This is a genomic window from Ruegeria lacuscaerulensis (assembly GCF_013031245.1).
GTDB classification, from domain to species: Bacteria; Pseudomonadota; Alphaproteobacteria; order Rhodobacterales; family Rhodobacteraceae; genus Ruegeria; species Ruegeria lacuscaerulensis_C.
This window is the reverse complement of record NZ_WPZL01000015.1, coordinates 17,600-29,614: the sequence shown is the minus strand read 5'-3', so window position 1 is coordinate 29,614 and position 12,015 is coordinate 17,600. Positions and strand designations below refer to the sequence as shown.

13 protein-coding genes and 1 tRNA gene are annotated in these 12,015 nt (G+C 58.8%); 8 read left to right on the top strand and 6 right to left on the bottom strand.

What is annotated here, in order from left to right; translation table 11 throughout:
* Nucleotides 1–120: 120 nt before the first annotated feature.
* Genes GOX66_RS16245 through GOX66_RS16230 form a run of 4 tightly spaced genes read left to right on the top strand, consistent with a single transcriptional unit; the run spans nt 121 to nt 3,956 of the window.
* Nucleotides 121–987: an FAD binding domain-containing protein gene (locus tag GOX66_RS16245; RefSeq protein ID WP_170763790.1), complete on the top strand. Its 867-nt coding sequence runs from the start codon at nt 121–123 to the stop codon at nt 985–987.
* Nucleotides 984–1,463, top strand: coding sequence for a (2Fe-2S)-binding protein (locus GOX66_RS16240; protein WP_170763789.1), 480 nt, complete (start codon nt 984–986; stop codon nt 1,461–1,463). Before GOX66_RS16245 ends, GOX66_RS16240 begins: the two co-directional genes overlap by 4 nt.
* On the top strand, nt 1,463–3,718 hold the full coding sequence (locus GOX66_RS16235) for a xanthine dehydrogenase family protein molybdopterin-binding subunit (RefSeq protein WP_170763788.1): 2,256 nt from the start codon (nt 1,463–1,465) through the stop codon (nt 3,716–3,718). The genes GOX66_RS16240 and GOX66_RS16235 overlap by 1 nt, the downstream gene beginning before the upstream one ends.
* A complete protein-coding gene (locus GOX66_RS16230; RefSeq protein ID WP_170763787.1) occupies nt 3,711–3,956 on the top strand; it encodes a MoaD/ThiS family protein in 246 nt (81 codons plus the stop codon). The genes GOX66_RS16235 and GOX66_RS16230 overlap by 8 nt, the downstream gene beginning before the upstream one ends.
* Here the strand turns inward: GOX66_RS16230 and GOX66_RS16225 are convergent.
* Nucleotides 3,953–4,657 carry a DUF374 domain-containing protein gene (locus GOX66_RS16225; protein ID WP_170763786.1) on the bottom strand — a complete coding sequence of 235 codons (705 nt, stop codon included), beginning with the start codon at nt 4,655–4,657 and terminating at the stop codon, nt 3,953–3,955. The two genes, GOX66_RS16230 and GOX66_RS16225, sit on opposite strands and share 4 nt — an antisense overlap.
* A gap of 143 nt (nt 4,658–4,800) precedes the next feature.
* Here GOX66_RS16225 and GOX66_RS16220 point away from each other — a divergent pair.
* Together GOX66_RS16220 and GOX66_RS16215 are read left to right on the top strand one after the other, a co-directional pair.
* Nucleotides 4,801–4,876, top strand: a tRNA-Trp gene (locus tag GOX66_RS16220).
* Between the two features lie 136 nt (nt 4,877–5,012).
* Nucleotides 5,013–5,456, top strand: coding sequence for a hypothetical protein (locus GOX66_RS16215; RefSeq protein WP_170763785.1), 444 nt, complete (start codon nt 5,013–5,015; stop codon nt 5,454–5,456).
* 143 nt (nt 5,457–5,599) lie between these two features.
* Here GOX66_RS16215 and GOX66_RS16210 read toward each other — a convergent pair whose 3' ends face one another.
* Nucleotides 5,600–5,812 (bottom strand): hypothetical protein, encoded by a 213-nt coding sequence (locus GOX66_RS16210; RefSeq protein WP_170763784.1) that lies wholly within the window; start codon nt 5,810–5,812, stop codon nt 5,600–5,602.
* 194 nt (nt 5,813–6,006) lie between these two features.
* On the opposite strand from GOX66_RS16210, the gene lptF reads away from it, so the two are divergent.
* A complete protein-coding gene (gene lptF / locus GOX66_RS16205) occupies nt 6,007–7,146 on the top strand; it encodes an LPS export ABC transporter permease LptF (RefSeq protein WP_170763783.1) in 1,140 nt (379 codons plus the stop codon).
* On the opposite strand, the gene GOX66_RS16200 is transcribed toward lptF, so the two are convergent.
* A complete protein-coding gene (locus GOX66_RS16200; RefSeq protein ID WP_170763782.1) occupies nt 7,143–7,970 on the bottom strand; it encodes a LysR family transcriptional regulator in 828 nt (275 codons plus the stop codon). The genes lptF and GOX66_RS16200 overlap by 4 nt on opposite strands.
* A 101-nt stretch (nt 7,971–8,071) precedes the next feature.
* On the opposite strand from GOX66_RS16200, the gene GOX66_RS16195 reads away from it, so the two are divergent.
* Nucleotides 8,072–8,662: an HD domain-containing protein gene (locus GOX66_RS16195; protein WP_170763781.1), complete on the top strand. Its 591-nt coding sequence runs from the start codon at nt 8,072–8,074 to the stop codon at nt 8,660–8,662.
* Here the strand turns inward: GOX66_RS16195 and speB are convergent.
* From speB to GOX66_RS16180, 3 genes are all read right to left on the bottom strand, one after another.
* On the bottom strand, nt 8,659–9,501 hold the full coding sequence (gene speB, locus GOX66_RS16190; protein WP_170763780.1) for an agmatinase: 843 nt from the start codon (nt 9,499–9,501) through the stop codon (nt 8,659–8,661). The two genes, GOX66_RS16195 and speB, sit on opposite strands and share 4 nt — an antisense overlap.
* Nucleotides 9,498–10,667, bottom strand: a complete 1,170-nt coding sequence (nspC, locus tag GOX66_RS16185) for a carboxynorspermidine decarboxylase (protein ID WP_170763779.1) — start codon at nt 10,665–10,667, stop codon at nt 9,498–9,500. Before nspC ends, speB begins: the two co-directional genes overlap by 4 nt.
* 102 nt (nt 10,668–10,769) lie before the next feature.
* Nucleotides 10,770–11,993, bottom strand: a complete 1,224-nt coding sequence (locus GOX66_RS16180) for a saccharopine dehydrogenase family protein (protein ID WP_170763778.1) — start codon at nt 11,991–11,993, stop codon at nt 10,770–10,772.
* Nucleotides 11,994–12,015: the final 22 nt, after the last annotated feature.

The following is a 12,015-nucleotide window of genomic DNA, read 5'->3' as shown; positions in this document are numbered from 1 at the left end:
TGGAAACGACATTTTGAATCGCAAAAATTGGTCGTTCCAGCCATGGACGCCGTGGGGTTGCTGCACTAACGTCCCCTGCAAACCCCAGTGAATCCTGATCATCAGGTGCGAGGTATATTCATGGATTATCACAGCCCCGCCAGTTTTGCCGAAGCCTCGGCGCTGGCCGCGAATGCGCCGGGCATTACTCGGTTCTTGGCAGGTGGCACGGACGTTCTGGTTCAGCTGCGCTCGGACCTGGTAACGCCCGATACGCTGATCGACATCAAAAAGATTGATGGCGTCAGTGACATCAACAGCAATGCCGATGGCAGCTGGACGCTGGGCGTCGCAGCCACCGGTGCCGAGATGAGCGAACATCCCGAACTGGGCCGGGACTGGCCCGGCGTGGTCGAGGCGATGGACCTGATCGGATCGACCCAGGTTCAAGGACGCGCGACGTTAACCGGGAATCTGTGCAATGGTTCTCCGGCCGCGGATTCCGTGCCCGCCATGGTGGCCGCGGGTGTGACCGTCACGGTCACCGGCCCGGATGGTGATCGTGAGGTCGCGGTCGAAGACATCCCGACAGGCCCGGGCAGGACGTCGCTGGCGAAGGGCGAATTGATCTCGGCTGTTCACATCCCCGCACGGGGTGAGAATGGCGGGGACGCCTATCTGCGTTTCATCCCGCGGACCGAGATGGACATCGCTGTGGTAGGCGTCGGCGTCAACCTGCGTCTGGACGGCGACACCATTACCGAAGCGCGCGTGTCGCTGGGCGCTGTTGCGCCGACCGTGCTGCTGGTTGAGGACTGCGCCAAGGCCATCATTGGCACCACTCTGGACGACGCGGCGCTGGATGCTCTGGCCGCTTCCGCATCCGCCGCCTGCAACCCGATTGACGACAAGCGTGGCACCATCGAGTTCCGCACCGAGGTCGCCGGAGTACTGGCCAAACGGGCCGCTAAAATCGCCTATGCCCGTGCGAAGGGAGAACAAGCATGAGCAAGTTCCACGTATCCACTACTGTCAATGGCGATGCGGTCGAATACCTCTGCGATCCGCGCGAGACCCTGCTGGATTGCCTGCGTGACAAACTGAATCTGACCGGTGCGAAGGAGGGCTGCGGTACCGGTGACTGCGGCGCGTGCTCGGTCACGGTTGATGGTCGTCTGGTCTGTTCCTGCCTGATGCTGGGGGTCGAGGCCGAGGGTAAGCAGATCGAAACCGTCGAAGGCATCGCGGACGGCGATGTCCTGCACCCACTGCAGAAAAAGTTCATCGAACATGCCGCCCTGCAATGCGGCATCTGCACACCTGGCATTCTGGTGGCGGCCAAGTCGCTGCTGGAGAAAAACCCCAATCCGACTGAAGAGGAAGCCCGGTACTGGCTGGCAGGCAACCTTTGCCGCTGCACCGGTTATGACAAGATCATTCGCGCCGTGATGGAAACGGCCGAAGAACTGCGGGAGGCTTCGTAATGGCACTCGACGATCGTAAATCGGACTTCACCTTCGTTGGTACCCGCCCCGATCGCCCGGACGGGCTGGATAAGGTCACCGGCCGCGCCAGGTTCGGGGCTGACGCCTATGCGCCCGGTATGCTGCACGGTGCAATTCTGCGTTCGCCCCATGCGCACGCGCGGATCGTGAAGATCGACGCTTCGAAGGCTGAGGCGCATAAAGACGTCAAAGCTGTCGTGACCCGTGCCGATTTCGCCGATGTTCCTTTCAAGCCCGGTCTGGAAGGCGAATTCTGGAACGTGCTGGAAAACGTAATGGCAGGAGAGAAGGCGCTCTATGATGGGCATGCGGTGGCAGCGGTTGCGGCAACCTCGGCGCTGGCAGCGCGCGATGCCCTGAAGCTGATCGAAGTCGAATACGAAGTGCTGCCCCATGTCACCGATGTGGACAAGGCGATGGCTCCGGACGCTCCGGTGATCCGTGAAGGGGCGGCGGATTACTCGGTGCCCGAGGGGATGCACCCGAACGTTGTGCGTTACCATGAAAGTGGCCATGGCGATGTCGAGGCCGGCTTCGCCGAGGCCGATCTGGTCATCGAAGACAGTTTTGCCACCGAAGCCACCCATCAGGGTTACATCGAACCCCATGCCTGTCTGGCGACGCTGGGCAGTGACGGCAAGGGCGAGCTGTGGTGCACCACCCAGGGCCACTGGATCGCGCAAAAGACCTGCGCGGCGTTGCTAGGGATCGAAACTTCGCAACTGCGTGTCACCGCGTCGGAAATCGGTGGCGGATTTGGCGGCAAGACCACCGTCTTCATTGAACCGGTGGCACTGGCGTTGAGCCGCAAGGCCAATCGCCCGGTCAAGTTGGTGATGACCCGGTCCGAGGTGTTCCGGGCAACGGGTCCGACCTCGTCGGCGTCGATGGACGTCAAGATCGGGATGAAGAAGGATGGCACAATCTCGGCGGCTCAGGGCGTCTTCCGCTTGCAAGGCGGGGCCTTCCCCGGCGCGCCGGGCGATATGACCGCCATGTGCGCATTTGCGCCTTATAACCTGACCAATGTGAAGCAGGTTGGCTATGACGTGATGGCCAACCGCCCAAAACAGGCGGCCTACCGGGCGCCGGGTGCCCCGATGGGGGCTTTTGCGGTCGAGTCGGTGATTGACGAGCTTTGCAAGAAGCTGGGGCTCGACCCAATTGAGGTACGCCTGAAAAACGCGGCGCATGAGGGCACAAAGGCCAGCTACGGCCCGCGTTACGAACGTATCGGTCTGGTCGAAACACTGGAAGCGGCCAAGGCGCATCCGCATTACTCGGCGCCGCTGAAGCCGGGGCAGGGGCGCGGGATATCCTGCGGTTTCTGGTTCAACCACGGTGGCGAAACCAGCGTCTCGCTGGCGCTGTCCGAGGATGGCTCCGCTCAGGTGATGGTGGGCACGCCCGATATCGGTGGCTCGCGCGCGTCTATGGCGCTGATGGCGGCCGAAGTTCTGGGCATTCCTTACGAAAACATCCGGGTGACTGTCGCTGACACAGCCTCGCTGGGCTACAACGACGTCTCACACGGCTCGCGCGTGACTTATGCCAGCGGATTGGCGACTATCAAGGCGGCGCGCCACGCGGTAGAGCAGCTATGCGCCCGCGCGGCGGCCAGCTGGGGTATCCCGGTCGATGCGGTTAAATGGGAAAACGGCTGCGCGGTGCCCTCAGGCCCCAACGCAGGTGACTTCGACCCGCGCCCGCTGGCGGACATCACCGCCCATATGGGCGCGACCGGTGGCCCGATTTCGGGCCATTTCGAAGCAACACCGGAAGGCGCGGGCGTGTCATTCGGCACCCATATCGTCGATGCTGAGGTCGATCCGGAAACCGGTAAGACCAGCGTGACCCGCTACACGGTCATTCAGGATGCCGGGAAGGCAATCCACCCGACCTATGTTGAAGGGCAATATCAGGGCGGTGCCGCACAGGGCATCGGCTGGGCGCTGAATGAAGAGTACATCTACGGCGACGACGGTCGCCTGCAGAACTCGATCTTTCTCGATTATCGCATCCCGGTCGCCAGCGATCTGCCGATGATCGACACCGTGATCGTCGAGGTGCCGAACCCTGGCCACCCGTTCGGGGTGCGCGGTGTCGGTGAAACCGGTATCGTGCCGCCACTGGCTGCGATCGCCAATGCGGTTTCGCATGCGGCGGGTGTGCGGATGCATCAGTTGCCGATGTCACCGCCACGCATTCTGGCGGCGCTCAAGGACAATGGTTGAGGTTCACCTCTGGTCAGGCCTCCGGTCTCTGACCGGGGGCCAGCAGGTGGTTGAGGTCGAGGCCAAGACCACCGGCGAATTGCTGAAGGAACTGGTGCGCGTGCATCCGCAGCTTCAGGGTCCGATTGATGCGGGCGTGTCCATCGCCATTGACGGGCGCGTCATCGCCAGCGGGCTGACCGAACCGATCCCCGAGGGTAGTGAAGTTTACCTGATGCAGCGCCTCAGGGGCGGTTAATTCCTGGGCGACCACGGTTCGCGCCCGACCAGGCGGTCAGCTTCGGCGGTGATGTCGTTCATGTGGTTCTCAAGACTCTGGCGCAACGCTTCGATCTGCTCCTCCGAGGCTTTGCGCGGCACAGTCTCGGTCCACTCCCGGCACAGAAACACACCTTCATTTCGCCACGGGCGCGGCATCAACAGGCGATCCCAGGTCCCGGCCTCCCGCCCATGGCGGGCGGAAAACGTAATTCCGAACACCCGCTTGCCGGACGAGCGCGCCCAGACCAGGGGCACGGTGGACAACACGCGCTCGGGTCCACGCGGTCCGTCAGCGGCAATTCCGATCGAGATGCCCTTTTTCATCATGCCCAACACCTCTCGCGACAAGGCGACGTGGCGCTTGCGGCTGGACATAGCAATGGTGTCCATTCCGAACAGTTTCTGGACCCGACCCACCATGCTGCCCGCCCGTGCGGCGGACGTGATCGAGCAGATGCGCCCCTTGTCCAGCGGAAAGAAATAGGGCGACTGTGCCAGCCTCTGATGCCACAACACAACGATGACAGGTTCACCCTGGTCGGCGAGCTGGTCCAGTTCTTCATAACCGACGCGCTGCCATTTCGTGTTGCGGTTGACCATCCGGATATAGCCCGCGATGCGCCGTGCTGCCCAGTTCAGGACGGCTTCGCTGTCGGCGATCTTTTTGCGGATACTCACGGATGGGGTCCTTCATACTGGCCAAGCCGTGTCTTATAGAACTCAACGCCGCGCGCAACTTGTTTGTCATTTGCATTAGTGTAACGGAATCTGAAAAAGCCTCTTGAGTCCGCCGCGCGGCTGGCATATCTGAGGCGCACCTTAGGGGTATAGCTCAGTTGGTAGAGCGACGGTCTCCAAAACCGTAGGTCGCGGGTTCGAACCCTGCTGCCCCTGCCATTTCCTAAAAATCCACCAGGCCCGCCTGCAAAAAGTACCTCGGGTACTTCGGTATGGATGCCACGAATTTTTGTTTTTTTGCAATGCCGCGTATCCTGCTCATGCATATTTCGAAAATTGGATCGTGGGGCGATCAATGCGGGTTTTGTTTAAACAGGGTTTGGTGATCTTCTGGTTTCTCTGGTGGGCGTTTGCGTTTCTGACCGATTTCATAGGCGGGCTGGAGCTTTTGGGATTTACCTCGACCCCGTGGTTCGACGGCAACAACTATCCCTTCCTTGTAAAGACGCTGGAGCAGTTCGGGTCGACCACTACGATTGATGTCTCCCTTTTTGTCGGCATCATTCTGTGGGCTCTACTGTCAGCGCTTTTGTTCCTTTTCGCGGCTGTAACGTCTTATGAACGCAAGGATATCTGGATCAGGCGGGTGGACATGGCCTTTATCGTGTCGCTTGGCCTGTGGCTGGCGTTTTTTCTCTCGGACCAGACCGTCATGAAATTCGATCTGGAAGAAAACCACATGGTTCAAGGCGGGTTCCAGCTGTTGTGCTACCTGACGATCTACATTTTGCCGGATTAGAGGTAAAATCAGCCAACCCGTTGTTGGTGGCCTCGGCTGGCGACTTACATGCGAGATACTTTATGAAATCGGTTGGAAATGGCGTCCGGGCGCGACAACGCTTTGTTTGTTTGCCGCGCCGCGGGGCTTTTTCGGCGACGCGCTTAGCCAGTGAAATGATGCCGATAAACGATCTCGTGCAGATCCCGTCTGCAATATCCAAGATCCATCAGTTCCTTTTCCGACATCATATCGACTTCGCGCTTTTTTCTTTTGTACTCGGCTTTCTTTTCACGCCTTGCCTTTCTGTCCTCTGCGGACGCGAAAAGGTTTGAAAAGATACCGTTTCCAGTAATGAAATCTGCATATGCCATCATAGCACCCTCCTTTGCATGGCTGGCTGTTCCTTATGGACAGATTGGCAGCCGTGCTGAATTTCGCCTGTTGTGAAAATTAATGTTCGTTTACGCCTGAACCGGATCGGGAAATATGCTATTCGGTCAATCGCGGTTTCCTATGCCGGTGGAATGACATAAGGTCCCGCGCATTACGGATACGCGGAAGAGGGTACATGTCGCGCTTTGATGGATATTTCCTGCGGCAATTGCTGATTCTATTCGGCTTTTTCACCCTGGTTCTGGTGGGCGTGTTCTGGATCACCCGGTCCGTCAGCCTGTTTGACCGTGTGATCAGCGGCGGCCAGCCAGCCATTGTATTTCTCGAATTTACCGCGCTGACCCTGCCAACACTGATCCGGACCGTAATGCCCATGGCGGTGTTTGCCGCCGCGGTTTATGCCACCAACCGCCTGAGCCGCGAAAGCGAACTGACGGTGATGCTGGCCACCGGCTCCAGCCCATGGCGGTTGGCGCGCGCCGTATTTCTGTTTGGTATCGTGGCCGGAATGATAATGGCCGTCATCAGTGTCTTTTTGCGCCCGGCTTCTGTTGAGCAACTGGAACAACGTCAGGCCGAAGTTGCAGGGGACGTTACCGCACAGTTGCTGAACGAGGGTGAGTTTCTGCACCCGACGTATGGTGTAACCGTCTATATCGGCAGAATCGACCTGGACGGCACGCTGCACGAGGTGTTCGTCTCAGACCGGCGGGACAGGTTGAATCCGGTCAGCTATTCTTCGAAGACGGCTTACCTGGTCAACAACGGCACCGGAATTCACCTTGTGATGGTCGAAGGGATCGCACTGCGTTTTGACCACCAGGGCAAAACCCTGTCCTCGACCCTTTTTGATGATGCGTCGTATGACATATCCGAACTGACGAATACCGATAGCTCTGCCGCGCGCAGTCTCGAGGCCATTCCGACAGTCGAGCTATTGCGAAATCGGGATGCCATTACAGCGGCCGAACGCTTTACCGAGGGCGAACTGATCGACGAACTCCACCAGAGGTTTTCGTGGATCGCCATTTGCGTCGCTGTGGCTATGGCCGGATACGCAACCCTGATGCTGGGCAGTTTTTCGCGCTTTGGTTTATGGCCACAGATATTTGGCGCCTTTACAATTCTGGTTCTGCTTGAGGGTGTCCGGGGGTTTGTTTCACCCGTCGTGATCGATAATCCTGACCAGTGGGTTCTGCTATACCTGCCGGCGGTCATAGGCATCCTGATCTCGTGCCTCTTTTTGCTGATCGCAGGGCGCCCGTTGTTGCGGAAACGACCGCAAAGCGGGACCGGCACCTTGTCCGAGGCTTAGCCTGCTGCGCGCAGGTCGGTAAGGCAGGTCAGGATATCGTCATTGTTTGCGCTGCCCCGACGTGTCACCAGAAATAATGGCAACATCAGGTCCAGCGCTCCGGCGACCGGAACAAGGTTACCTGCGGACAGGTGGTCTCTGATAACGTATTCCGGAAAATACCCTGTTCCGCCCCGTCTCAGGACGTAGCGCAACGCCATCATGCAATTGCCCAGAAAGACCGTCTGTCCCGAGGACTGCCTTGCGGCCGAGCGTATATGATCCTGGTAAACCTCGCCCAATTCCAGATTGACGAAAACCGGATCGCTCGCTTCCGGGGATCTGACAAGCAATAGACGTTCTGAGTTTAGCTCCTGAGACTGTACACGTGGGTCCGATGGTATTTCATGCGTCAATGCCGCGTCCAGAACATGGGTCGCGACCGCGTCCACCATGTTCAGGCCATGGTCATAGTTGAGCGTCAACAGAAGCTGACCAAGACGTTGTTCAAACTGAATGGCAAGATCGACCAGCAACGGGTCCCAGATGCTGAGTTGGGCGCCAAGACGCAGGGCGACCCGGTTCTGTGTTTGCGCGGGCAAGTCGCGGGACGCGAAGGACCACAGCGTCATCATCTGCTCGGCATAGGGTCGGAACTGTCGCCCGAATTCCGTAAGACTGGTTCCACCGGCACCACGTGTGAACAGCGGCTTGCCGGTTTCATCTTCGATCAATCGGATACGGGCACTGACGGCGGTTTGGGTCACGTTCAGCTTGCGGGCCGCGGCGTGAAAGCCTCCGGTCTCTGCAACGCACAGAAAGGTCTCGATCGCTTTAATTTGCATGTCGAAAGTATTTTTTGATCGCATTGATAAAATCAATTCATTTTTTTGAAAGGCTGGCCTGAGCTATTTTGAAGCCAGCAAATGAGCCAAAGGACCGCGCCATGCTGGACAAACGCCACAAACCAACCTGGACCAGTTTCGAAGAGGCGACCAAAGCCGATTGGGATGCCGTAATGGAGTATGAAGAAGCGTATAACGCAGCACTTCCAGACCGGATTCTAGATGCTATCCGCTCGCTAGACGAGGAATGGACGCCGTATCCCGTGAATCGTTATCAGCACAGTCTGCAGGCAGCGACGCGTGCTTACGAAGACGGTGCGGATGAGGAATTGGTCGTTGCTGCCCTAATCCACGACACCGGAGATATCCTGTCACCCTACAACCACGGCGAGCTGTCGGCGGCGATGATGAAGCCCTATGTCAGCGAAAAGACCTATTGGATTCTCAAGCACCACTGTGTGTTCCAGGGCTATTACTACAACCACCACCTTGGCGGAGATCGGAATGCGCGCGACAAGTACCGCGACAGTCCGCATTGGGAGGACTGCCGTTATTTCTGTCACGAATACGATCAGAAGGCGTTTGACCCGGATTATCCGACCAAACCTTTGGAGTTCTTCGAACCCATGCTGCGCCGCGTTCTGAACAAGGGTTGCGGCCACATGGAGCTTAACGAGACCGCCGAGGGTTAACAGGCGGCCATCAAGCGGTACACGATTTGGGCTGCCGTAAAGTCCCAGGCGGCATTGCCGTCCGGGGCCAGTTCGACCACGTCGAAACCTACGCATTTGCGGCCCTTGAGCGCGTGTTCGACCAATCGCAACGCCTGATAATAGCCCAAGCCCCCGGGGACCGGCGTACCGGTGGCGGGCATCAGGGACGGGTCCAGGCCATCGACGTCAAAGCTGACATAGACCGACTCGGGGAAATCCTCAGGCAGGTCGACGGCGTGGATGTTGCCTGTCACCAACTCTTCGGCATCAACATGGAACACGTGGTTTTTCAGGCGGCTTTTTGCCTCTTCGGTCGAAATGGCGCGCACACCGAACTGGGCCAGACGAACGCCTTCTTCGGCCAATAGATGCATGACTGAGGCGTGGCTATGTTTCTCACCCTGATAAGCGTTGCGCAGGTCAGCGTGGGCGTCGATCTGGACGATACCAATTGGCTGACCCAACGCGCGGGCCACGCCCATAATCGAGCCGTAGCTGAGCGAATGTTCACCCCCCAACACGACGGGGATTTTGCCCGCGCGCACCGCTGCCTCGGTGCGTTGAGCGAGCCGTTCCATGATCTCGGGCAGGGCAGCGTCACAATCCAGCTCTGCTTCGGTAAAGATGCCTTCGACGCAGGGTTCCGCATGGCCGGTGATACGTTCCAGTTCATTGCTGGCCTCGATGATCGCTTCGGGGCCTTTGGCGGTGCCGGACCCGTAAGAGACGGTGCGCTCCAGTGGCACCGGGATCACGCGGAACCGGGCGTCATCGCTGCGTTCGGACGCGGTGAGTTCACTGTCGAGGAAAATGCTCATGAGAGTCTCTCTTTGAAGTCGTCATAGCCGAACTGCCTGATGATTTTCAGTTCATCCGTTTCGCTGTTCCACAAAGCAATTGTCGGCAGGGGCACGCCGTTGAATGTGTTGGTTTTGACCATCGAGTAATGCGCCTGATCGAGAAAGGCGAAGCGTTGGCCGATCTCCAGCGGCGTGTCCCACGTATAGTCGCCGATCACGTCGCCCGCCAGACAGGACGGACCGCCGAGCCGATAGGTGTGACCTGCCTTGGCTTCGTCCATCATCGCGGGGCGATAGGGGGCTTCGATGACGTCGGGCATGTGGCAGGTGGCCGAGATATCGGTGATCGCAAGGTTCATGCCGTTGATCGGCAGGTCGAGGATTTCCCCGACCAGAATGCCCGCGTCCAGCGCAACGGCCTCGCCGGGTTCGAGATAGACGTCGATGCCGTATTTTGCGCGGATGTTCTTGATGAAGGCCACCAGCCCCTCGCGGTCATAATCGTCGCGGGTGATGTGATGGCCGCCGCCGAAATTCAGCCATTTCAGCCCGCTAATGAAGGGCGCGAGTTTGGACTCCACAGCCGCCCATGTGCGTTGTAGGGGCTCGAACCCCTGTTCGCACAGGGTGTGCATGTGCAGCCCGTCGACTCCGGTGAGTACCTCGGCGGTCAGTTGATTGACAGGCGTGCCCAGGCGCGAACATGGGGCGCAGGGGTCGTATTTGGGAACCTCGCCCTCGGAATGTTCGGGGTTGATGCGCAGCCCGACCTGCACTCCCGCGGCCTGCGCCTTGGCGAGGAACCGATCCTTTTGCGCCGGGCTGTTGAAGATGATGTGGTCAGACAGCAACAGGATTTCATCCATGTCCGAGTCTTTGTACCCGGCGCAGAAGGTTGCGACCTCGCCGCCATATTCCTCGCGCCCCAGCCGCGCCTCGTAAATGCCGCTGGCGCAGGTGCCGCCGAGATATTGGCGGATCAGAGGGGCCAGAGAGAACATCGAGAACGCTTTGAGCGCGCTGAGGAAATGTGCACCGGACCGGTTGCCGATATCGGCGAGAATGCACAGATTACGTTCGACGGCTTTTTCATCGACCACGAAGCAAGGTGTCGGTACGCGGTTGAAGTCGAAATTGCGGAAGGCCCCTGCATCGCCGGCTTGTGTGGTCATCATGTCGGTCATGTCCGCCGTCTCCGTCAGGTGGAGAGGCCGGGGGCTCTGCCCCCGGACCCCCGGAGTATTTTCGAAAAGATGAAATCCGGGCGATTTCGTTTCATGGTAAGGTCAGAATTCGACCGGGCCGTCGAGTTCGTGGACCTGCCACGGCAGACCGTGTTCATTCAGCATGTCCATGAAATTGTCCGGGTCGAGCTGTTCCATGTTCCATACACCCGGTTCGGTCCAGTTGCCTTTCAGCACTTGCGCCGCGCCGATCATGGCGGGAACCCCGGTGGTGTAGCTGACCGCCTGGCTGCCGACCTCGGCGTAGCATTCCTCGTGGTCACAGATGTTGTAGATGTAAAAGGTCTTCTCGCCCGAGCCGTCCTTGGCCTGACCCGTGGCGATGTCGCCAATGCAGGCCTTGCCCTTGGTTTCCGCACCCAGATCACCGGGATCGGGCAGCAGGGTTTTCAGGAACTGGATCGGGATAATTTCCTTACCATCATGCATCACCGGATCGATGCGGGTCATGCCGACATTCTCCAGCACCTTGGCGTGGGTGATATAGGCGTCACCGAAGGTCATCCAGAAGCGGGCACGCTCGATCTCGGGGAAGTGGGTCGAGAGCGACTCCAGTTCTTCGTGATACATCAGGTACATGTTTTTCTGGCCGATGGCGGGAAAGTCGAACTCGACCTTGTGGGTCATCGCCGGGCTGTACTGCCACGCGCCGTTTTCCCAGTGGCGGACTTCGGCCAGCACTTCGCGCAGGTTAATCTCCGGGTTGAAGTTAGTCGCGAATTCCTGATCGTTGGTGCCGCCATTGGCGTCCAGTACGTCGATCTGCCGAATGGTGTCCAGCTTGTGTTTCTTCAGCCATTTGGCAAAGACCGACGTCACGCCAGGATCAAAACCCGAACCGAGGATCGCAGTCAGGCCCGCCTCTTTGAACTTGTCCTGATAAGCCCATTGCCAGTGGTATTCGAACTTGGCCACGTCCTCGGGCTCATAATTCGCGGTATCCAGATAGTGGATACCAGCCTCAAGGCACGCGTCCATCAGGACCAGATCCTGATAGGGCAGGGCGAGGTTCACCAGTATCTCGGCCCCGGTTTCCCTGATCAGCTTCACCGTGTCTTCGACTTTGTATGCGTCCAGTTCGGCGGTCGCGATATCAACGCCCACGCGTTCTTTTACCGCCTTGGCGATGGCATCGCATTTCGATTTGGTGCGGCTGGCCAGAGTGATTTCGGTAAAGATATCCGAATTCATCGCCATCTTATGCACGGCGGCGTGGGATACGCCGCCCGCGCCGACAACCAGTGTTTTGCCACTCAAAGTTCCCATGGGGGTAATCTCCTCTCTGGGG

Coding starts and splice junctions, on each gene's coding strand:
- GOX66_RS16245 (WP_170763790.1), top strand. CDS start 121: ATGGATTATCACAGCCCCGCCAGTTTTGCCGAAGCCTCGGCGCTGGCC.
- GOX66_RS16240 (WP_170763789.1), top strand. CDS start 984: ATGAGCAAGTTCCACGTATCCACTACTGTCAATGGCGATGCGGTCGAA.
- GOX66_RS16235 (WP_170763788.1), top strand. CDS start 1,463: ATGGCACTCGACGATCGTAAATCGGACTTCACCTTCGTTGGTACCCGC.
- GOX66_RS16230 (WP_170763787.1), top strand. CDS start 3,711: ATGGTTGAGGTTCACCTCTGGTCAGGCCTCCGGTCTCTGACCGGGGGC.
- GOX66_RS16215 (WP_170763785.1), top strand. CDS start 5,013: ATGCGGGTTTTGTTTAAACAGGGTTTGGTGATCTTCTGGTTTCTCTGG.
- GOX66_RS16210 (WP_170763784.1), bottom strand. CDS start 5,812: ATGATGGCATATGCAGATTTCATTACTGGAAACGGTATCTTTTCAAAC.
- lptF (WP_170763783.1), top strand. CDS start 6,007: ATGTCGCGCTTTGATGGATATTTCCTGCGGCAATTGCTGATTCTATTC.
- GOX66_RS16200 (WP_170763782.1), bottom strand. CDS start 7,970: ATGCAAATTAAAGCGATCGAGACCTTTCTGTGCGTTGCAGAGACCGGA.
- GOX66_RS16195 (WP_170763781.1), top strand. CDS start 8,072: ATGCTGGACAAACGCCACAAACCAACCTGGACCAGTTTCGAAGAGGCG.
- speB (WP_170763780.1), bottom strand. CDS start 9,501: ATGAGCATTTTCCTCGACAGTGAACTCACCGCGTCCGAACGCAGCGAT.
- nspC (WP_170763779.1), bottom strand. CDS start 10,667: ATGACCGACATGATGACCACACAAGCCGGCGATGCAGGGGCCTTCCGC.
- GOX66_RS16180 (WP_170763778.1), bottom strand. CDS start 11,993: ATGGGAACTTTGAGTGGCAAAACACTGGTTGTCGGCGCGGGCGGCGTA.